This is a genomic window from Rhizobium sp. SVR5-9E (assembly GCF_056755095.1).
Genome location: NZ_JBNDHS010000066.1, coordinates 1 through 20,652, shown reverse-complemented (window position 1 = coordinate 20,652; position 20,652 = coordinate 1). Strand labels below are relative to the sequence as shown.

The 20,652-nt window shown below is 59.8% G+C and carries 15 protein-coding genes and 2 pseudogenes; 8 read left to right on the top strand and 9 right to left on the bottom strand.

Annotated elements, in window-relative coordinates; translation table 11 throughout:
* Positions 1–7: 7 nt before the first annotated feature.
* Together ACPYOJ_RS24410 and ACPYOJ_RS24405 are read right to left on the bottom strand one after the other, a co-directional pair.
* Entirely contained in the window at positions 8–1,057 is a 1,050-nt protein-coding gene (locus ACPYOJ_RS24410) for a cytochrome-c peroxidase (protein ID WP_481418545.1), read from the bottom strand.
* Positions 1,057–1,782 carry a response regulator gene (locus tag ACPYOJ_RS24405; RefSeq protein WP_168834363.1) on the bottom strand — a complete coding sequence of 242 codons (726 nt, stop codon included), beginning with the start codon at positions 1,780–1,782 and terminating at the stop codon, positions 1,057–1,059. Before ACPYOJ_RS24405 ends, ACPYOJ_RS24410 begins: the two co-directional genes overlap by 1 nt.
* 864 nt (positions 1,783–2,646) lie before the next feature.
* Between ACPYOJ_RS24405 and trpC the strand changes: the two genes are divergently transcribed.
* Positions 2,647–3,462 (top strand): indole-3-glycerol phosphate synthase TrpC, encoded by an 816-nt coding sequence (gene trpC / locus ACPYOJ_RS24400; protein ID WP_481418544.1) that lies wholly within the window; start codon positions 2,647–2,649, stop codon positions 3,460–3,462.
* Positions 3,463–3,560: 98 nt separating this feature from the next.
* On the opposite strand, the gene ACPYOJ_RS24395 is transcribed toward trpC, so the two are convergent.
* Positions 3,561–3,782 (bottom strand): hypothetical protein, encoded by a 222-nt coding sequence (locus ACPYOJ_RS24395; protein ID WP_481418555.1) that lies wholly within the window; start codon positions 3,780–3,782, stop codon positions 3,561–3,563.
* Between ACPYOJ_RS24395 and ACPYOJ_RS24390 the strand changes: the two are divergent.
* Both ACPYOJ_RS24390 and ACPYOJ_RS24385 read left to right on the top strand, forming a co-directional pair.
* Positions 3,712–4,650 (top strand): annotated as a pseudogene (locus tag ACPYOJ_RS24390) (homocysteine S-methyltransferase family protein). The gene ACPYOJ_RS24395 and the pseudogene ACPYOJ_RS24390 sit on opposite strands and share 71 nt — an antisense overlap.
* Before the next feature lie 323 nt (positions 4,651–4,973).
* Positions 4,974–5,237 carry a hypothetical protein gene (locus tag ACPYOJ_RS24385; protein ID WP_481418543.1) on the top strand — a complete coding sequence of 88 codons (264 nt, stop codon included), beginning with the start codon at positions 4,974–4,976 and terminating at the stop codon, positions 5,235–5,237.
* Between the two features lie 204 nt (positions 5,238–5,441).
* Here ACPYOJ_RS24385 and ACPYOJ_RS24380 read toward each other — a convergent pair whose 3' ends face one another.
* From ACPYOJ_RS24380 to ACPYOJ_RS24355, 6 genes are all read right to left on the bottom strand, one after another.
* The gene (locus ACPYOJ_RS24380) at positions 5,442–6,188 is read right to left on the bottom strand and encodes a ribonuclease activity regulator RraA (protein ID WP_481418542.1); all 747 of its coding nucleotides are present in this window, start codon (positions 6,186–6,188) and stop codon (positions 5,442–5,444) included.
* A gap of 20 nt (positions 6,189–6,208) precedes the next feature.
* Positions 6,209–7,372 (bottom strand): mandelate racemase/muconate lactonizing enzyme family protein, encoded by a 1,164-nt coding sequence (locus ACPYOJ_RS24375; RefSeq protein ID WP_481418541.1) that lies wholly within the window; start codon positions 7,370–7,372, stop codon positions 6,209–6,211.
* A 32-nt stretch (positions 7,373–7,404) separates the two neighbouring features.
* Complete coding sequence (locus ACPYOJ_RS24370; protein WP_481418540.1) at positions 7,405–8,502, bottom strand: ABC transporter ATP-binding protein; 1,098 nt, start codon at positions 8,500–8,502, stop codon at positions 7,405–7,407.
* Positions 8,503–8,513: 11 nt separating this feature from the next.
* Positions 8,514–9,404, bottom strand: coding sequence for a carbohydrate ABC transporter permease (locus tag ACPYOJ_RS24365; protein ID WP_481418539.1), 891 nt, complete (start codon positions 9,402–9,404; stop codon positions 8,514–8,516).
* A complete protein-coding gene (locus ACPYOJ_RS24360; protein ID WP_481418538.1) occupies positions 9,401–10,357 on the bottom strand; it encodes a carbohydrate ABC transporter permease in 957 nt (318 codons plus the stop codon). Before ACPYOJ_RS24360 ends, ACPYOJ_RS24365 begins: the two co-directional genes overlap by 4 nt.
* 74 nt (positions 10,358–10,431) lie before the next feature.
* Positions 10,432–11,910: an ABC transporter substrate-binding protein gene (locus ACPYOJ_RS24355; RefSeq protein ID WP_481418537.1), complete on the bottom strand. Its 1,479-nt coding sequence runs from the start codon at positions 11,908–11,910 to the stop codon at positions 10,432–10,434.
* A gap of 206 nt (positions 11,911–12,116) precedes the next feature.
* Here ACPYOJ_RS24355 and ACPYOJ_RS24350 point away from each other — a divergent pair, with 206 nt between their 5' ends.
* The 5 genes and pseudogenes from ACPYOJ_RS24350 to ACPYOJ_RS24330 form a co-directional block, all read left to right on the top strand.
* Entirely contained in the window at positions 12,117–12,827 is a 711-nt protein-coding gene (locus ACPYOJ_RS24350) for a GntR family transcriptional regulator (protein WP_481418536.1), read from the top strand.
* A gap of 54 nt (positions 12,828–12,881) precedes the next feature.
* The gene (locus ACPYOJ_RS24345) at positions 12,882–14,048 is read left to right on the top strand and encodes a mandelate racemase/muconate lactonizing enzyme family protein (protein WP_481418535.1); all 1,167 of its coding nucleotides are present in this window, start codon (positions 12,882–12,884) and stop codon (positions 14,046–14,048) included.
* 67 nt (positions 14,049–14,115) lie between these two features.
* Complete coding sequence (locus ACPYOJ_RS24340) at positions 14,116–15,477, top strand: mandelate racemase/muconate lactonizing enzyme family protein (RefSeq protein WP_481418534.1); 1,362 nt, start codon at positions 14,116–14,118, stop codon at positions 15,475–15,477.
* Between the two features lie 17 nt (positions 15,478–15,494).
* Positions 15,495–16,694, top strand: a complete 1,200-nt coding sequence (locus tag ACPYOJ_RS24335; protein ID WP_481418533.1) for a mandelate racemase/muconate lactonizing enzyme family protein — start codon at positions 15,495–15,497, stop codon at positions 16,692–16,694.
* 293 nt (positions 16,695–16,987) lie between these two features.
* Positions 16,988–20,652, top strand: a pseudogene (locus ACPYOJ_RS24330) (ATP-binding protein); the annotation flags it as partial.

Sequence of the window (20,652 nt, the reverse complement as noted above, 5' to 3'; positions counted from 1 at the left end):
CTCGCACTTATTGCGGGCGAGATGGTGAGGAGGCATCAAGCAAGCGACCGTTGTATTCGCCTGTCAGGGTTTTCAAAAATGCAACGATCGCATCGACGTCATACTGGGACAGGACCTGACCGAGTTGCGTGCGAGACATGATCGCCACAGCTTCCGGCAAGGACGCAACACGTCCGTCGTGAAAATAGGGAGATGTCACTTCGACATTCCTCAGACTTGGAACCCGGAAGACGCCCTTGTCTTTGTCGTCGTGCGTTATGGTCCATCGCCCGAAATTGCCGTCGTTATCAGGCGAGGTGTTCGGCCCGAAGTCGCCAAAAATCCCAAATTTCTCAAATAGGTTCCCACCGACATTCGAACCTTGGTGACAAGACACGCATCCGTAGCTGCTGAAAAGCTCGTAACCCTTTTTCTCTTGCGAAGAAATCGCCTTGCTTTCGCCGCGCAGATATTGATCGAACCGCGAATTCGGTGTCGAAAGCGAGCGTTCGAATGTTACAAGGGCGTCGAGCACATCATTTCTTTCAATATCGCGATTATAGATTTGTTGGAATTGGGCGCCGTAGACGGTGGAGGCCTGCAATTTAGCGACCAACGATCCCCATTGACTTGCCATTAGGTTCGGATCGAGAAGCACTGCATCGTTCTGTGCTGCGAGCGATGTGAAGTTACCTCGCCAGCCGAGACGATAATTGTTTGCGACATTGAAAATAGTCGGTGCGTTAAACCGATGCATCTTGCCATCGTACCCAACAGTCCGTTTCAGGTTCACAGTGCCACCGGTGTTAAGATCATGGCAGGACGAACACGCCAATTTACCTTTGCCTGAAAGAATCGGATCGTTGAACAGTTGCTTGCCAAGTGCGACCTTGGCCGGATCAAGATCTGGGGTAGCCTCAAGGGGCGTGATCGGGTCTTGCTGACTGCGACCGCTTGCCAATGCCACGGTCGCGGCGGCAGCTACGCTCAGCACCATAAGCAGCCATACCGCTGAAAAAGCCGACAAGCGCCCAGTGGCAGTCTTGGCAGCCATGAAGCTCGAACGGATCATCGTCATCAGGAGACATTTCTTCTGCTGTGGTCAATATCCACCTCAGCATCGAAGAAATAGCCGACGCCACGCTCTGTTTTGATGAGGGTGGGATTGGACGCATCGCTTTCGAGTTTGCGCCGAAGTCGGAGGATCAGAACGTCGATACTGCGGTCAAACACTTCCTCCTCGTGCACCCGGCTGTTGGCTATCAGTTGTTCTCGTGACAGGATCTGTCGGGGAGCATTAAGGAAAGCCACCAGAAGATTGAATTCCCCGACCGTCAGCTTGATTTCTTCCTTTGTCTCTGAAACGAGCCTGCGGAGCTTCAGATTGAGGCGCCAGCCATTGAACAAATAGGACTTTCGATCTTGCGCAACCGTCTTGACGGGCCTTTCCCGCAACGCCGCTCGCACGCGAGCCAATAGTTCGCGCATACCGAACGGTTTGACGATGTAGTCCGTCGCCCCAAGTTCCAAGCCGACGACCTTGTCTGCCTCCTCCAGCCGATCGCCGCTAATGATGATGATCGGTGCATCGGATTTGGTCGCGAGATTGCGAACGATTTCCAGCCCGTCTTCATGGCCTAGGTTCAGGTCGACGATGACCAGATCAATGATCTCAGTTGCAAGGACGCGCGTCATCTGGTGGCTGTCGCTGACGGCACTGACTTTAAGCGCATGTTGCGAGAGATAGTCAATTAACAGCTGACGGATGGTGCTGTCATCGTCAATCACCAGGACATGTTTCAAGCGTCCACCTTCGTAAGTCACAAGCACGAAATCGCGTACAACGGCGATCGAATTCCGTCGGCTATTGGCGTTCCATTGCAGGGTTGTTTCGAAAACCGAGGCGATAGTTACAAATGTAATAGATAGCGCTTCGCAATCAAATCCTGGGCGATGCTTTGACAATCACACTTGGTTGATTCATCGGGCCGTTGGTAAACGAGCATCTGCTTGTGCAGCGGAATGCGGGCGAGGCGGCTTATCCACATCCTCCCCACTTTGCGACCTAGAGCATTCCGCGCGCTGATCACTGAAAGGCGTAATAACGGGAGATGGAACGCGCCGTCGCACAGGACAACGATCATGAGCTTCGAGTTCGAACCGCGCGGACATGGTTTTTTCGATCGGCGTTCTCCTCCTTGGCAACGAAGCGTCGGAGCGCGGAAAGAAGTTCACCTTTTCCGACTACGCAGAACTCGTGGGGAAGCACACCTGATCAACGAACCCTCGTTAGGAAGCTTGCAAATGGAAGCCCTGCGGTTACTGATTTTTGAGACTTGACTACAATCGTAGCAAAGGGCGACGCACAAAAGGCAGTTCTAAAGTCCACGATTGGATATCGTGACCCTTGTCGCCACTCGCGGCCGAGACTTCCCCTTATGAATGCTGTCGGATCGTCTACGGTGCCCCGTATGCGGCAGTCGGAAGGTGGCGGTCGGGTTCATGCCGAGCCGCCGATCCATGGCGCCAACATGTTAGAGAGAGCGTTGATGCCATCACGCCGCAATATTTCATCCGAAACGGAATTCGTTGGATTCGAAACTCGAGTGCAACAAGCTGCTGCCATTCAGATCGCTTCCAAGCCGGGGAAGCGAATAGGAATGGATGATGGCCGATATCCTCACGAAAATTGAAGCATACAAGCGCGAGGAAATCGCGGCCGCCAAGGCCGAGGTTTCGCTGGCAGATTTGAGGGCAATGCAAGCCGGACAGTCGGCGCCGCGCGGCTTTCACAAGGCATTATCCGTCCGGAAAGATGCGGGTCTGTTTGGACTGATTGCCGAGATCAAGAAGGCAAGCCCGTCGAAAGGCCTGATCCGTCCCGATTTTGATCCGCCAGCGCTGGCCAAGGCGTATGAACTCGGCGGGGCGGCTTGCCTGTCGGTGCTCACCGACAGGCCGAGCTTTCAGGGGGCGCCGGAATTCCTGACCGCTGCCCGTGCTGCCTGTGCCTTGCCGGCGCTGCGCAAGGACTTCATGTTCGAGACCTATCAGGTGCACGAGGCTCGTGCGTGGGGTGCGGACTGCATCCTGTTGATCATGGCTTCGCTGTCCGATGACGACGCCGAACGTCTGCAGGATGAGGCCTTCGGCCTCGGCATGGATGTCCTCGTGGAAGTTCACGACGTCGAAGAGATGGAGCGGGCGCTGAAACTCTCCTCACCGCTGATTGGCGTCAACAACCGCAATCTGCGAACGTTCGAAGTCAACCTTGCGACCAGCGAGAAACTCGCCGCCATGGTGCCCGACGGCCGCTTGCTCGTCGGCGAAAGCGGCATCTTCACCAACCCGGATTGCAAGCGTCTGGAAATGTCCGGGATCACCACTTTCCTCGTCGGTGAAAGCCTGATGCGCAAGGACGACGTCACCGCTGCGACCCGCGCGCTGCTATTTGGCGATGGCATCGAGGATCTAATACAGTAGACGTTTTAGAAGTGCGCCAGAGAATGGCAAGAAGGGACGGCAGTCCGACTCTCTTCCGTGGTGAATTGGTTGTAGCGCCATCGCGCGACCGGGTCAGTTCACCGCAACCACATTGCGGAGCCGCATCGCGCCTTCGGTTCATGGGTGTTCCAGGCGTCGGCGAGATAACAGCTTTGAGCTTTAAGGCGGTCGACGACGACCCAGCCCACTTCAAAAGCTCGGGGATCGTAGGAGCCGTAGGTACAGCAGATGTCAAAATATCGCAGTATGTTGCCGCAGTTGAATGCCGGAATATTCCTGACAAACGCCAGCATGAACACAACGCTATCCTATAAGAGAAATATCGATTTGCCATACAGTGCCACATTTACACTTCTTTTCGATCAGGCCGGAATTGAAGAACTCGAACGCTGCTACCGCGAATATATCGACGTTGCCGTGCATTACGGCCACGGCATAATCCTCGAAACCGCCACGTGGCGTGCAAACTCGGATTGGGGAGAAAAGCTCGGCTACGACCGCGACAGGCTGCTCGCGGCCAACGACCGGTCGGTGGCATTGCTGATGGCACTGCGCGACGAGTTCGAAACGGAGCGTTCACCGATCGTTATCAACGGAGCCATAGGATGACCACGCGGCGACGGTTACGTCGCTGAACGCATCACCGCAACGGAAGCGGAAGACTACCACCATGCCCAGATCGAATGCTTTGCTCGAGGCGAGGCCGACATCGTCACGGCATACACTCTGACCGCGCCGGAAGAGGCAGTGGGCATTGCACGTGCAGCTGCGGTGAACGACATGCCGTGCGCAATCTCGTTTACCCTCGAAACGGACGGCCGCTTGCCGTCGGGCTGGAATCTGGGCGCGGCGATCGAGCATGTCGACGCGGCGACCAATGGAGCGCCCGCCTACTATATGGTCAACTGTACGCATCCAATCCACTTGCAGCCGGGACTGGATGCGGGCGCGCCATGGATGCGCCGTTTGCGCGGATTCTGCGCTAATGCCTCCTCGAAGAGCCATGCGGAATTGGACCAGGCGATCGAATTGGACGAAGGCGATCCGATCGACCTTGGCGCGCGCTACCGTGCGCTGCGGAAATCGATACCGTCCCTTAGCATCGTCGGCGGCTGCTGTGGTACGGACGGCGCCCATCTGGCGGCAATTTGTGACGCTTGTCAGTAGCAAAACACTTGCCGGAGCTCGGCCCTGGCCAACTATCACCAGATCCGGCCGACCTATTCGGGCACATGGGCGGTTCGAACCGACCGGCTACCTGAATTCCGCGACAGCACCAGCCTCGACAATAACGACCGTTGGCGTCGGCGCCGGAAGGCAGCCATCCCGAGGTGGTCGTTCTCAATGTTGCCGGCTGAGACCGGGGCTTTGCAGCCTAATAAACGCCCATCGCTTAGCACCGTCGCGCCAGCGGTGCCTGCACCTGTCAGCTGGACTGCTTTCGAAACAAAGTAGCCGTGGCTGCACTCAAACCCGAGGACCAGGATCATATGAAAATCGTTATTGCCACGACGCCAGCGCCGGGCCATGTCAATCCAATGCTCGGAATCGCGCGCATCCTGATGGCCGAACGTCACGAGGTGATGGCTGTCACAGGGAGGGCGATGAGCTTTGGTGTTCCCTTGGTCACGGCAGGGCTGACCGAAGATAAGGCCGACGTGAACGCGCGGGTCGGCTGGTCCGGGGTCGGGATCAACCTTGGAACCAATGCACCGACGCCGCAGCTATTGCGCGGGGCGGTCCGGACTGCCTGAACGTCCACTATTTCCGAAGACCCGACGTCGTCATGCAACGTTCGGCCCAAAGCTGCCGGCATGACATTCGGCGAGCCTCGGCGGCTGGATCCCGGCTGCCAGATCGAAAAGCGGGCGCCGACGGCGAAATTCGACTCCGTGCTTCTTGTGTAGACGCCGGTGATACCCCAGAAAGTTCGCCGCCCGCCTGGGGTAATCCATTGGCTAAGTTGTTCCCGAGCGGTTTGTTTTGCGCCACTCTTCGTACTCTCCGCGGGCATCGTCATGCAGCGGATAGTAGCGCTGCAACGACCCGCCCGCCATAAGCTTCACTCGCGAGAACTCCTCCCAATCGTGATGCTTTTGCGATTCTTCGATTACCTTCGAGGCCATTGCGACTGGAAGCACCACCACCCCGTCATCGTCGGCGACGATGATGTCTCCGGGGATCACCGTGACACCGCCGCAGGCAATCGGAACGTTGACGGCGTTGGGATAGATTCCGGTCTGCACATGATAGTTGGGCGTCCAGCCGCGCAGCCATAGAGGGAGATCTAGCTTCTCGACATTGGGTCGATCGCGCATGCACCCATCGATCACGATGCCAGCGCCGCCTCTGCCTTTGAAATACGTCGACATCATATCGCCGAAGACGCCCGAGCTCATGTCGCCGCGTGCGTCGACCACGACCACATCGCCCTCCTGCACGTGATAAAGCACATGGCGGTGCAACTGCGTCTCCGGATCTGCATATTCTCCCTCGGTGAAGAGGTCCGGCCGCTGCGGCATGAATTGAAGCGTCAGGGCCGGCCCGACAATCGACTTCCCGCGATTCTGCGGCACGGGACCGACCATGTGCGGATTGCGGAAGCCCATGTGGCCAAGCGTGCCGGAAACCGTCGCGGCGCCGATTTCCCTCAGTGCATCGATAAGCTCTTTGGGCGGTCGCGTGATGTCAGGTGTATGGGTCATTTTAGGCTCCGTGGATGAAACTACCAGTTTGTGACAGAACCGTCGCGGCGCTTCAGGTGAGGCGCTTCCCAGAAACGAAAGCTCTCCGCCTTGACCGCCTCTTCGTTGACCTCGACGCCGAGCCCGGGCAGATCGCTGACCGGATAGTCGGGACCGTCGAGCCGTGGTTGCACGGGGAAGAAGTCGGAATTATCGAAGCCGAGCTTTGCTTCGGGCGCCCTGGTCTCGAGCCAAGCGAAATTCGGCACCCCGGCGGCGAGATGGATGGTCGCGGCCGTGCAGATTGGGCCGAGGGGATTGTGCGGCATCAGGTCGACATAGTGTGCCTCGCTCCAACCCGCGACTTTCATCGCTTCGGTGAGCCCGCCAACATTGCAGACATCGAGCCGGTTGAACTGATGGATGCCGCGCTCGATATAGGGCAGGAATTGCCACTTGCTGGCAAATTCCTCGCCGATGGCGAACGGGATGTCGGTCATCGTGCGCAGGGATTCGTAGGCCTCGGGTGTCTCGTCTCGTATCGGCTCCTCGAGGAAATCAAGCACGCCACGGCCGAGCTTGTTACAGAAGCTCGCCGCCTCTGCCACCGACAGCCGATGATGATAGTCGATGCCGAGGACGACGTCGTCGCCCAGCGCCTCTCGCGCCCTATTGAGCATAGTTGCGGTAGTGCCGATCGACTCCCGCGGCTCAAAGATGTCCTTGCTGCTTTGCCCGATGGGGAAGAAGCGGATCGCCTGCCACCCTTGTGCGCGTAGTTCGCGGGCTCGTTCGATGGCAACATCGCCCTCGGCCTCGTCACCCGTCGAGGCAAAGGTAGGAATGCGCTCGCGCTGCTTGCCACCTAGGAGTTCATAGGCCGGCACTCCCAGTGCCTTGCCCTTGATGTCGTGAAGGGCAATGTCGATGGCGGAAATCGCCGCCTGTAGGACACGCCCACCTTCAAAGTATTGGCTGCGATAAATCTCTTGCCAGATCCGCCCAATCTGCATCGGGTCGCAGCCGATCAGAAACTCGCGGTAGTGCTCGATCGCGCCGGCCACGGCCTTCTCTCGGCCGCTCAAGCCGCTCTCGCCCCAGCCGAAGATGCCGCTGTCGGTCTCGACCTTCACCAGCATCTGGTTGCGCGTTCCTACCCATACCGGATAGGGCTTGATCGCCGTGATTTTGAGCTTAGTCGTCATCCACGCCCTCGCTTCATACGCTCCGCCCCGTCTCAGTCGGCCTTAAGGGCCATCTCGGTTTCGCCGTCGAACAGATGAATCCGCTCCTGATCGAACTCGAGCCAAATCTGTTCATCGGGCGCGACGGCAATGGTGGGCGGCACGCTGACATTGACGATGGCACCAGACAGTAAAGCCTGTACGAAGGTGACATCTCCGGTCGGCTCCACCGTGTAGGCCTTGGCGGGAACGCTTCCGGGCATCGCACTCTTGTGCAGCCTGATCGTCGAGTGACGGGCGCCGAGCACGACCTTCTTGGTTGTTGCCCTCGCGACCTTCTGGGCGTTGTTTGTCGAGAGCTCGAGGCGCCAGCCCTCCGCGCTGGTCAACACAGTGTTGCCGCTTGCCGTTGACGCCTCAAGCGGAACAAGGCTCATCGCCGGGCTACCGACGAAGCTGGCGACGAACATGTTCACCGGATGGGCAAAGACCTGCGCCGGTGAATCGTATTGCTGCAGGTAGCCGCCGTTCATCACCGCCATCCTGTCGGCCATGGTCACCGCTTCGAGCTGGTCGTGCGTCACGTAGATGATCGTCGCCTTGAGGTCCTGGTGGAAACGCTTGATCTCCGACCGCATCTGCACGCGCAGCTTTGCGTCGAGGTTGGAGAGTGGTTCATCCATCAGGAATACCGCCGGGTCGCGAACGAGGGCTCGCCCCAGCGCCACGCGCTGCTGTTGCCCGCCCGAAAGTTCGCGTGGCTTGCGCTCGAGCAGCTGCGTCATGTCGAGCACTCGCGCTGCTTCCCTGACCTTCTTGTCGATCTCATCCCTTGGCAGTTTGCGCATCTGCAGCGGGAACGCCAAATTTTTGTAGACCGATTTCTGCGGATAGAGGGCGTAGTTCTGGAACACCATTGCGATGTCCCGGTCCTTGGGGTCGAGGTCGTTGACCACCCTGTCGCCGATGACGATGTCGCCCGATGTGACGGGGATGAGCCCTGCCACAAGATTGAGTGTGGTTGTCTTGCCGCAGCCTGAAGGGCCGACGAGCGCAACGAATTCGCCGTCGTTGACCGTCAGCGAAACATCATTGACAGCTTTGAAGCTGCCATAGGTCTTGACCAGATCTTTGAGGACCACGTGGGCCACCGGCAACTCCCCTAGTGCTTGACTGCGCCTTCCGTCAGGGCGCGTACGAAGTATCGTTGCAGGACGAGGAACAGGACCACGACGGGCACGCTCATCATGAAGCTGGCCGCCATCAGTCCCGGAAAGTCCGTTGTATTTTCCGAAAAGAAGCGCTGGATGCCGACCGGCAGTGTCAATTGCTCGTTCTTGGACAGGAAGGTGTAGGCGTAGATGTACTCGTTCCACGCGCCGATGAAGGAATAGATCGCCGTGGCGATGATCCCTGGCGCCGAGAGCGGCATCACGATCAAGACGAAGGCCTGGAACCGCGTTGCGCCGTCGATGCGCGCTGCCTGCTCAAGCTGCACCGGGATGTTGTCGTAGAAGCCCTTGAGGAGCCAGATTGCCAGCGGCAGGCCGAATGTGAGGTAGGTGAGGATGAGCGATCCATGCGTGTTCACCAGCCCGATCGCGCGCATGAGTATGAAGAGCGGCACGAGAAAGATCACTGCCGGGAACATGTTCCGAAGCAAGACGGCGAAGAACAGAAAGTTCCGGCCCGGGAAGGTGAAGCGTGAAAACGCGTAGGCCGCAGGAACTGCCACGATCACGGAAAGAATGGTCGTGGCGGTGGAAACGAAGAGGCTGTTCCAGAAGAAGCGCAGGAAGTCCTGGCCGACGCTGTTTTGCGGATCGAGCAGCTTCTGGTAGCTGGCGAGGGTGGGTTCGTCCGGCCACCATTGCGGCGGGAATTGCATGGCCGCGAAGCCGGACTTGATCGAGGTGATCAACATCCAGATCATTGGTAATGCGGTGTAAAGCAGCATGAACACAAGGAAGATGCGTCCGCCCCACCGCCATCCATCGATGCGCGTACGGCGACGCGCCTGGCCTCGATGAGCAGTCTCGGCAATCGTGCTCATTCACTCCCGTCCTTCTGCTCGTTGCCGCTCAGCGCCCGGACGTAGAAGTAGCCAAGGGACATCAGGATCAAAAACAGCAACACCGAATAGGCCGATGCCACCCCCCAGCGCTGGCGGCCGAAGGCGAGCTCATAAATGTGGGTGATCCAGATATGCGATGCGTTTGACGGCCCGCCGCCGGTCATGATCCAGGGGATGATGAAAGAATTGAAGTTGGCTACTGCCAAGAGAAGGATCGTCACCGTCGAAACGTTTCTTACATGCGGAAAGGTGACGTGCCAGAACCGCTGCCATGCATTGGCTCCGTCGACTTTTGCGGCGCGCAGCAACTGGTCGGGAACTGTTTGCAGGCCAGCCATCATCATGATCATGGCGAAAGGAAATTCTCGCCAAATGTTGACGACAATCAGCGAGGGCAGCACTGTGCTGACGCTGTCGATGAAATTCGGCGGCCGGTCGGTCAATCCCAAGCCAACTAGCACTGCGCCAATGATCCCAAAGTCCGAATGGTAGATCCATTTCCAGATATAGGACGCGGCGACCGCGCTGATGACCCATGGAATGATCAGGACGGCGCGCAGGATGGCGCGGCCGGCAAAGTCACGGTGGAGCGCCAGGGCACTGGCGAACCCCAGGACAAACGAGATGAAGGTCGATCCCACTGTCCAGATAAGAGTGTTCGAGGTGACCTTCCAGAACACCGGGCTTGCGAGGATGGCGATGTAGTTGTCGAGGCCGATGAAAATCTTGTCCCGGAGCTGCAGGCCAGGCGGTGTATTGAAGAACGACAGCTCGATCGTGTAGTAGATCGGGTAGGCTATGACGATGAGCATCACGGCGATCGCAGGAAGCACATACGCGTAGTCAGCGCGATGCTCCCAAATCTTTCGCAGCACACCGGACCCATCAGGCAGTCTTCGGGGAGCCTCGGCCTTCCCAGTCAAGATCGTCACTGTGCAGAGCCCTCATCCTTGGGAACAAAACCGGCTGCGATCGATCCGCAGCCGGTCAGATCGTCGGACTTGGACTAGAGCCCACCGTCCATCAGGGCTTTGACCTTCTTGGCCGCGTCGTCCGCTGCCTGGTCGACGGTCATGGCTCCGGTCAGAGCATTCTGGAGCATGTCCGGGACGATTATGTTCATGATCTCGGGGGACTGTGGCAGCGCCGGGAATGGGATGCCGTAAGGCAGCATCGAGGTCGTGACATCAAGGAACTTGATGTGGTCCAGGCGTTCCTTCATCCATTTGGTCTTGAAGCCGTTGAGGTTTCCCGGGTTCGAGCCGGCATAGGCCATCTTCAGTGACCATTCGGGGCTCGTCCACATGCAGATGATAGCTTTTGCCGCCGGCTCGTCTACCTTGCCGCCCTCGACATATTCGGGCTTGAGGATATGAATGTTTGAGCCGCCAAACACCACGGCACGCTTGCCGTCGGGACCAGTCGGGATCAAGCCGTAGCGCATATTGTTGATAACGGTCTGCGCCTTTTGCTTGTCGGTGTCCGTCGCCTTTTTCTGCAGGTCGAGCATGACGTCGTAATCGGACGGATGCGAGATCATCATGCCGAGCTGGCCAGCGAGGAAGAGCGGCTGGTTGTCGGCCTGCTGGTTGGTGAGCGCCGAAACCGGAACCGACTTGTCGCGGACATACATATCGTAGGAGGCTTGCAATGCCGCCTTGCTCTGCGGGCTATCGAGCTCGACATCCTTATAGGTCGGGTTGGTGGTAGCTTCGTCGAAGACGCCGCCGCCATAGGCCCACAGCTGCGGCATGAAGCGGTACGGCGTATTGCCGGCATTCTTGCGAGCCACGAGGCCGTAACCGGCAATGCCGAGCTTGTCGTGGATCTGCTTGGAATACTTGACGACGTCGTCCCAGGTAGCCGGAGCCTTGTCCGGATCGAGGCCTGCACGCTTGAAGATGTCGGCATTCCAGATGAACGCCATTGTCTCGTTGTTGGTTGGAATGCCGTAGGTCACCCCGTCCCAGGTTACAGCCTTCATTGCGCCGGGCCAGAAATCCCCGGTCGAATAGCCGACATCCTCGGGTTTGAGCGGCTGCAAATAGCCCTTTGAGGCAAACTCAGTGCCACCCAGGATTTGCAGGCGGACCGCCATGGGAGCGGCATTGCCAAGGAGTGCGGTCCGGAACTTGTCCAAGAGGTCGTTATAGGTGAGGGCCTGTTCCTCAAGCTGGATGTTTGGATAGGTTTTGCGGAACGTCGCGAAGAAATCCTTGTAATACTCGCGCAGGAGATCCGGGTCGCCCTCGAACACACCCTGGTACCAGAAAGTCAGTCGCCCCTTGTAGTCGAGTGGTGTGACCTTGCCGCAATCAGCCGCCGTGTCGAAATCCTGGGTGCCGGCAATGGAGCGCACATATTGCGGCGACCACTTGCTCAGGTCGACCGGCGCGCCAAGCGCAGACGCAGACATCAATGATACCATCAAAGCAGTAGAGATAGTGCCGCGCAGGACGGCACCTCCGAGTGAAATCCTCGTCATAGGCATCCTCCAGGTTTCTCCCATGCCGCTCTGCGTCGGGGCGAGCGGTGTTTGCTCGACGGCTTCGCGACCTCCCAGTCAATACACCTCTTCGAACACATCATACGTTTTCAGATCGTAGATTGTCTGTCAATCGGCAAAATCGTACATTGTTTGCCAGAGATTTGCGTGATATTCGAACGATATGTGTACTGATGAGGATAGTCTTGGCCGAAACCAGCGATTTTAAAGCAAAGCCGCCCGAAGGCATCGACGCTGACGGGGCATCCAGCGAGGGCGCCTCGCTCTACCAACTGATCAGGGATGACATCATCGAGGGGCGGCTTGCTGCCAACGAAAGGCTTGTGGTCACCGATCTCGCCCGGCGCCACGGCACCTCGACCAACCCCGTGCGTGAGGCTCTCCAACTTTTGCGCGGGGAGGGTTTTGTCACCTTCGTTCCAAACCGCGGAGCGCGCGTCCGGCCCATAGATCAGGATTTTGTTCGGGATATCTACGAGATCGGGGTCTTGATCGAGCCGGCACTGACGCGATGGTTCGTGAATATGGCCACCGTCGAGGACATTGCTGAACTCGAACGCATCCAAGGGCTGATCGAAGAGAACAACTTCGCCGACACGGTCAGGCACAGCGAGCTGGATACCGCCTTCCACACCGTCATGTACCAGAAGCACTACAACCGCCATGCCGCCGAGCTTTGGTGGAAACATCGCGAAGTGCTTCGAGCCGTGAGCCGGCGTTTCGACTTCACGCTCTCCCGGCGTGCCGCGATCCTTAGCGAGCATCGCGAGCTCATCGCGCATGTAAAAGCGGGAAAGGCGAACGAGGCAGCCGAACTGATTGCACGCCATGTCGAGGGCTCCGGCCGGCACATCCTCGAACACATGCGGGCGCGAAACGCCGCTCGGGCAGGATAGAATAGGTAGCCTGGAATATCGTTATCCCGACCACTTCAGACAAAGGCAGTTGCGATGAAAATCACCAGCGTTCGCCCCTGGCTAATCAGATCCGATGCTTCTTATTGGGGAGAGTTTCTGTTCGTCGAAGTGACGACCGACGAGGGGGTAAGCGGCTGGGGAGAGATCACTACCACGACAAGGCTCGCCAATCGCGCCCTCTGCACGATCCTGCGACAGATCGGTGCCGCTTTGACAGGCGAGGACCCGGCGCGTATCGAATATCTGTGGCACAAGATATTCCGTAGCTTCACCTACATGGGCAGTCGCGGCGCCGCAGTCGAATGCGTGAGCGCCATCGACATAGCCCTTTGGGACATCCGAGGCAAAGTTCTTGGTAAGCCGATTTGCGAGCTGTTGGGCGGACCGGTCCGCGATGAAATCGCGCTCTACACCCATCCTAACCAGGCCAAGTTTACCAGCAAAGAGGCTGTGGTTCGCGAAATTCGAGACATCGTCGAGTCCGGCCACACCGCGCTCAAGTTCGATCCTTTCCCCCACCAGGGCCGCACCGTCGATGGACAGCCTCGCGAACAGCGGGATGGCTACCTCGATGGCAGCATGACCCGCAAGGATGAGCGCGAAGCCGCCGAACTCACGGCTCTGATCCGCCAAACGGCGGGCTCGGATGTCGACATCCTCATCGATGCGCATGGCCGGTTCGACGTTCCCACCGCCATTCGCCTTTGTCGCAGCCTCGAGGAAGCTGGTCAGATCGACTGGTTCGAGGAGCCCTGCCCACCCGAGAGCCTCAACGCTCTCAAACAGGTCCGCGAGAAGGTTAGCGCCGCTATTTCGTGGGGCGAACGCGGTCACACGAAGTGGGATTTCGTGCCGGTGCTCGAAAACAAGCTCGCTGACTACATCATGCCGGACGTCACCTGGACCGGCGGCATTACCGAACTCAAAAAGATTTCTGCCCTATGCGAAGCCTACTACATCCCCGTCTCGCCGCATGACGCCGCAGGGCCGATCAACGTGGTTGCGGGAGCGCAGGTGATGATGACCGTTCCCAATTTCTACAAACTTGAAACGTCAGAGTGGAACCTCGGAAAATACGATCACCTCATCGACAGACCGCTTGATGTTTCGAACGGCAGCCTCAAGCTTACGCCCAGGCCTGGCCTCGGCGTTGAAATGAACCGCGACTACCTTCAAAACCACGAGATAGAGCTCGACTAGCTAGCAACGCTCCAGGCCACCCCAGCGTGCGCGGCGACGAGCCCCCCGACCAGAACGAGGATAAATCATGCCACAGGCAGATGGAGCCGACGAGGCGCTCAATCGGGTGAACACGCATTCCAAGCCTTCCGACCTTCGCATCACCGACATGCGGGTGGCCGAAATTGTCGGCGCGCCATTCACCTCCGTTCTGCTTAAGATCTACACCAACCAGGGCATAGTCGGGCTTGGTGAGGTGCGCGACGGTGCCAGCGCCACCTACGCGCTGATGCTGAAGAGCCGGTTGCTTGGCGAGAACCCTTGCAACATCGACCGCCTGTTTCGCCGGATCAAGCAGTTCGGCGGCCACGGCCGGCAAGGCGGCGGCGTATCGGCGGTTGAAATCGCGTTGTGGGATCTTGCCGGCAAGGCCTATGGCGCCCCTGTCTACCAGATGCTCGGCGGCCGGTTTCGGGAGAAAGTGCGCGTCTACTGCGATACCGACGCCACCGTGCCGAGCGGTACCGAGACCGGTAAGCGCCTCAAGCAGCGCATGGAACTCGGCTTCACCTTCCTCAAGATGGATCTGGGGCTGATGCAGATCGCGGATGTGCCCGGTGCGGTCGTGTTTCCTGCCGGCTCACTGGAAGGATACCGCAACGGCCCCAGTCGCGGGCCGCTGAATTCCATTGAAGAGCGGCGTGTCCGCAACGCTGCGTACGATCTACATAACGTCCAGCACCCGTTTACCGGCCTGCACTTTTCCGACAAGGGCCTCGACCTGCTTGAGCAATACATCGCCGAGGTTCGCGAGGTCATCGGCATGGATGTGCCGCTTGCGATCGACCATATTGGCCACATCTCGATGCAGAACGGCATTCGCCTTGCCAGGCGAATTGAAAAATACGTGCCAGCCTGGCTCGAGGATGTGATCCCATGGCAATACACCGAGCAGTACCGACAACTGCAGGACGCCACCACGGTGCCGATTTGCACTGGCGAGGATATCTACCTCAAGGAGGGCTTCGAGCCTCTGCTCAACAGCGGCGGAGTCTCCGTTATCCACCCAGACCTGCTCACCAGTGGGGGCATCCTCGAGACCAAGAAGATTGGCGATATGGCGCAGGACCATGGTGTCGCCATGGCCATCCACATGGCAGAAAGTCCAATCGCCGCAATGGCCGCGGCACATGTCGCGACCGCGACCGAAAATTTCATGGCGCTCGAATATCATTCTGCCGATGTCGACTGGTGGGACGATATCGTCACGGGTCTTCCCAAGCCGCTGGTGAAGAATGGCTTCATCACTGTTCCGGACAAGCCGGGGCTGGGGATTGACGACGTCGTCGACGAGGTGATCTCGCTGCATCTGCAGCCGGGCGCCACCGACATTTGGCAGCCTACGGATCACTGGGACGATGAGTATTCCTGGGATCGCACCTGGAGCTGAGGCGAAAAGGAACGAAGATGAAGATCACTGATCTCCGCTGCGCCGTTATCGGCAAACACCCGATCGTCCGCATCGTAACGGACGAGGGCCTCTATGGCTTGGGCGAAGTTGAATTCACCAAGTCCTACCTCAAGCCCTGGGTGCTGCATTTCCGCGAGGCGCTCATCGGCGAGGACCCGACCGACGTCGAGAGAGTGATGCTGAAGATCCGCCAACGCGGCTCTTTCAAGCCGTACGGCGCGGCGGTGAGCGCTATCGAGCATGCGCTGTGGGATATTGCTGGCAAGGCGGCCGGCGTGCCCGCCTATAAACTGCTTGGCGGCAAGGTGCGGGACAAGGTGCGCGTCTACAACGGCTCGATTCGCCAGAAACGCACGGGCGACCGGCCGGAAGATTACGCCGCTGACGTCAAATGGATGATGCAGCAGCCGCAGAACTTCTTCATGGTCAAGCAAGGAATCTCGTTCCACTCCAACATGAAGGACACCATCGAGGGCTTCCACTACGGCGTGACGCAGAAGAAGGCCGGCTATCACGGCGCCATGGATCAGGGCGTGATCAGCGAGCGCGGTTTCAATCACATGCTCGACTGCGTGATCGCGATGAAGGAAGTGCTGGGCGACAAAGTCAGCCTGGCGCTGGACTGCGGCCCGGGCTGGATGCTGCCCGATGCGATCAAGTTCGCTCGCGCGGTCGAAAAGTACAATTTGATGTGGCTCGAGGACATGCTGACTGGCGACTACGTGCCGTGGGTCAATCCGCAGGCCTATCGGGAACTGACAACTTCCACCTCGACGCCAATCCACACTGGCGAGCAGATCTACCTGCGGCACAATTTCAAGGAACTGATCGAGACGCAGGCGGTACGCATCATTGGCCCCGATCCAGCCGATGTTGGCGGTATTGCCGAGCTCAAATGGGTCGCCGAGCACGCCTACATGCACTCGATCCTGATGGCACCGCATGGCACCGCTAACGGTCTGCTGGGCCTCGGCGCGTTGATCAATGTCTGCGCCACGTTGCCGGCGAATTACATCGCGTTCGAATATCCCACTGCCTCCGACCCCTGGTGGGAGGATCTGGTAATCGGCTTGCCGCCGCAGATCGTGAAGGACAGCATGGTGGACCTACTGGAAGCGCCGGGGCTGGGCCTCGATATCGACGCTGAAGGGGCCAGGAGATATCTCAGGGAAGAGGATGCGGGCTTTTTCGACTGAAGCTCCCTCCACCTGCCGTGATTTAGTTGAAGGTTCGTCGGTTGAGATCCTATCAAGGGGCCAATGTCGGACGCGACTATAATGAAAGCCGTTCGCGGCAGATAGTTTCTACGAGATCGCGTAGGGAGTTAGCTCGCCCAGCCACTTCTTGCCGGCACTGTCGGCACAGACGCTCGGATGAGTGGACGAGATGTGCTAACATCCCGGCTCTGGCAACTTGGGTGGACGAACTCGAGACGAATGTTGCGGCCAGTTTGCCAGGAGGGCTAGGCCTGGTGGTGAAAGTCCCGCAAATGACCCCAACTTTTCGGTTTGGCACTGAAGATGACGGCAGCTGCCAGCTTCTATGGGAAGACGGCGAACGGGTCTTCTGCCGGGGGTGGCATCTCGATCCTGACGGGACACGTAAGCCCGTGCTTGCCGCTCTGCCCGCCGCGGAGCATCCGCGACATTCAATCCTTGATAGTTTCGCCCACGAGTATGGCTTGACGGACGAGCTGGAAGGCACCTGGGCGCTTCGGCCGCTGGAATTGGTGCGCGAAGGTGGCCAGACCATGCTTGTACTCGAGGACCCGGGCGGTGAACTGCTTGCCCGGCGGCTCGGCGGACCCATGGAGCCTGGAAGCTTCCTGCCTGATGCGATCGGAATCGCGCTGGCCCTTGGCAAGGTCCATCGGCGCGGCCTGATCCACAAGGATATCAAACCTGCCAACATCCTGGTCAACGGCGAGACCGGAGAGGTGCGGCTAACGGGCTTCGGTATCGCCTCGCGCCTTTCCCGTGAGTGACAAACGCCCGAACCGCCTGAGTTCATCGCCGGCACGCTCGCCTACATGGCTCCGGAACAGACCGGGCGCATGAATCGCTCGATCGACTCCCGCAGCGATCTCTACGCCGTCGGGGTCACGCTCTACCAGATGCTCACCGGCGTTCTGCCGTTCACCGCGACCGATCCGATGGAATGGGTTCACTGCCACATCGCGCGGCGGCCGTTGCCACCGGGCGAGCGGGTGAAAGATGTTCCCGCCGCCCTCTCGGCCATTGTGATGAAGCTGCTCGCGAAAACCGCCGAGGAGCGCTACCAGACCGCCGGCGGCCTCGAGAGCGACCTGCGGCGCTGTTTGGCACAGTGGGTGGCCCAGGGCCGTATCGACGATTTCCCGCTCGGGGCACACGACACGCCCGACCGGCTGCTGATTCCGGAAAGGCTCTATGGCCGCGAGCGCGAGGTCGAGGCCTTGCTCGCCGCGTTCGACCGTGTCGTCCAGGATGGCGTGCCTGAGCTGGTGCTGGTCTCCGGCTATTCGGGCATCGGCAAGTCCGCGGTGGTCAACGAGCTGCACCGGGTGCTCGTCCCGCCGCGCGGGCTGTTCGCATCCGGCAAGTTCGACCAGTACAAGCGAGACATCCCCTATTCCACCCTGGCCCAGGCCTTCCAAGGCCTGATCCGGCCGCTGTTGGTCAAGAGCGACGCGGAACTCAGCCACTGGCGTGCCGCCCTGCTGGAAGCGTTGGGCCCGAACGGCCAGCTCATGGTCAATCTCGTTCCGGAGTTGGCTCTGATCATTGGCGAGCAGCCGCTGGCGCCCGATCTTTCGCCGCAGGACCAGCAGGCCCGGTTCCAGCTGGTGTTCCGGCGCTTCCTCGCCGTGTTCGCCCGACCCGAGCATCCGCTCGCGCTGTTCCTCGACGACTTGCAGTGGCTGGACGCGGCAACCCTGGATCTGATCGAGCATCTGGCCACCCATGCGGAGGTCCGCCACCTGCTGCTGATCGGCGCCTACCGGGACAACGAGGTCACCCCAACGCACCCGCTGATGCGACGGCTGGCTGCGATCCGCGGCGCCGGGGGCCGGATGCAGGAGATTGTGTTGGCGACGCTTGGACTTGCGGATGTGGGCCGGCTCATCGCCGATGCCCTGCGCTGCGCCCCGGAGCGCGTCGCGCCGCTAGGCCGGCGCGTGCACGAGAAGACAGCCGGCAATCCGTTCTTCACGATCCAGTTTCTACTCGCCCTGGCCGAGGAGGCGCTGCTGGCCTTCGATCCCGGCCGGGCCGCCTGGACCTGGGATCTGTCGCGCATCCGCGCCAGGGGATACACCGATAACGTGGCGGACCTCATGGCGACGAAGCTGCGCCGTCTGGCTCCGGCAACGCAGGCAGCTCTGGGCCTCCTGGCCTGCCTTGGGAATGTCGCCGAGGCGGCTACACTCACCTTGGTGCACGGTGGTAGCGAGGAGGCTATCCATGCGCTCATCTGGGACGCCGTCCGGGCCGGCCTGGTCCTGCGCTCGGACGGCACTTACGCCTTCCTGCACGACCGCATTCAGGAGGCAGCCTATGCGCTCATCCCCGAGGGGGAGCGGGCCATGGCGCATCTTCGGATCGGCCGCGTGCTCGCGGCGCAAACGCCGGCGGAGGCGCTAGAGGAGACCATCTTCGACATTGTCAGCCAGTTCGGGCGTGGCACGGCGCTGATCACCGCGCCGGCGGAGCGCGAACAGGTCGCCGGCCTCAACCGTGTGGCGGGCCGGCGGGCTAAGGCGGCCACCGCCAATCACGCCGCGCTGCAATATTTCACCGCCGACCGGACCTTGCTGGGAGCGACCGGCTGGGAGCAGTGCCCTCGGCTCACGTTCGACCTCGAACTCAACCGTGCCGAGTGCGAATACCTGACGGGGGAACTGGCATCTGCGGAAGAACGGCTTGCGATGCTGTCACGACGCGCCGGGACCACCGTCGACGCTGCGGCCGTGACCTGCGGACGCGTCAACCTCTATACGACGCTGGACCGGAGCGACCGTGCCGTGGAGGTTGGCCTGGAGTATCTGCGCCGTGTCGACGGCCCGTGGTCACTGCACCCGAAGGAGGAGGACGTCCGTCGCTTCTATGATCGGGCGTGGCAGCAGCTGGGATCCCGTCCAATCGAAGCCCTGCTCGACCTGCCGCCGATGAAAGACCCCGACCGGTGCGCGACCATGGACGTACTCACGGTGCTCACCTCGCCGGCCTTGTTCACCGACTTGAATCTCTTTCGCCTCGTCGTCGGGCGGATCGCAACCCTCAGTCTGGAGCATGGCAACAGCGACGGATCCTGCCTCGCCTATGCCTGGCTAGGCGGCGTCCTGGGGACATATTTCGGAGACTATCAGGCCGGGTTCCGCTTCGGCAGACTTGCCCTGGATCTGGTCGAGAAGCGGGCGCTCGATCGCTTCAGGGCTCGCGTCTACCTGGTCTCCGCCGTCCACGTCGCTCACTGGAGTCAGCCACTGCAGACGTCTTGCGCCTTCCTGAGACACGCCTTCGAGGCTGCGAAGGAAGCCGGTGACCTCACTTATGCAGCCTATAGCTGCGCTGACTTGATTACGAACCGCCTCGCTTCCGGAGATCGGCTCGATGACATCGAGCGGGAGGCTGAGAATGCGCTAGAGTTCGTGCAGAAATTGCGGTTCGGTCTCATTAGCGACCTCATTACCACGCAGCTTAGGCTCATCCGGATGCTCCGTGGGCTGACGCCGGACTTTACCTCCTTTAATGACGCGGACTTCGACGAGGGCCGCTTCGAGCAGCATTTGGGGAGCAATCCCCAGCTGGCCATTGCCGCGTCCCGATACTGGATTCGCAAGCTGCAAGCGTTCGTCTATGCCGGCGACAGTGCATCTGCCGTCGCGGCTGCATCGAACGTTGCGCCTCTGCTTTGGACGGTGCCGTCTCAATTCGAGTTGGCTGAATACCATTTCTACGGGGCACTTGCTCGGGCGGCGCGCTGCGATACGTCCCTTGGCGAAGAGCGGCTCCGGCATTTGGAAGCGCTGGCGGCTCATCACCAGCAGATCACGCTCTGGGCGAAGAATTGTCCGGAGACCTTTGCAAACCGTGCCGCCTTGATCGGTGCCGAGATCGCCCGCATCGAAGGCCGCACGCTCGACGCCATGCGGCTCTACGAACAGGCCATCCG

Excerpts from the sequence above, each read along its gene's own strand:
- ACPYOJ_RS24410 (WP_481418545.1), bottom strand. The coding sequence starts at position 1,057 with ATGACGATGATCCGTTCGAGCTTCATGGCTGCCAAGACTGCCACTGGG.
- trpC (WP_481418544.1), top strand. The coding sequence starts at position 2,647 with ATGGCCGATATCCTCACGAAAATTGAAGCATACAAGCGCGAGGAAATC.
- ACPYOJ_RS24385 (WP_481418543.1), top strand. The coding sequence starts at position 4,974 with ATGAAAATCGTTATTGCCACGACGCCAGCGCCGGGCCATGTCAATCCA.
- ACPYOJ_RS24380 (WP_481418542.1), bottom strand. The coding sequence starts at position 6,188 with ATGACCCATACACCTGACATCACGCGACCGCCCAAAGAGCTTATCGAT.
- ACPYOJ_RS24375 (WP_481418541.1), bottom strand. The coding sequence starts at position 7,372 with ATGACGACTAAGCTCAAAATCACGGCGATCAAGCCCTATCCGGTATGG.
- ACPYOJ_RS24365 (WP_481418539.1), bottom strand. The coding sequence starts at position 9,404 with ATGAGCACGATTGCCGAGACTGCTCATCGAGGCCAGGCGCGTCGCCGT.
- ACPYOJ_RS24355 (WP_481418537.1), bottom strand. The coding sequence starts at position 11,910 with ATGACGAGGATTTCACTCGGAGGTGCCGTCCTGCGCGGCACTATCTCT.
- ACPYOJ_RS24345 (WP_481418535.1), top strand. The coding sequence starts at position 12,882 with ATGAAAATCACCAGCGTTCGCCCCTGGCTAATCAGATCCGATGCTTCT.
- ACPYOJ_RS24340 (WP_481418534.1), top strand. The coding sequence starts at position 14,116 with ATGCCACAGGCAGATGGAGCCGACGAGGCGCTCAATCGGGTGAACACG.
- ACPYOJ_RS24335 (WP_481418533.1), top strand. The coding sequence starts at position 15,495 with ATGAAGATCACTGATCTCCGCTGCGCCGTTATCGGCAAACACCCGATC.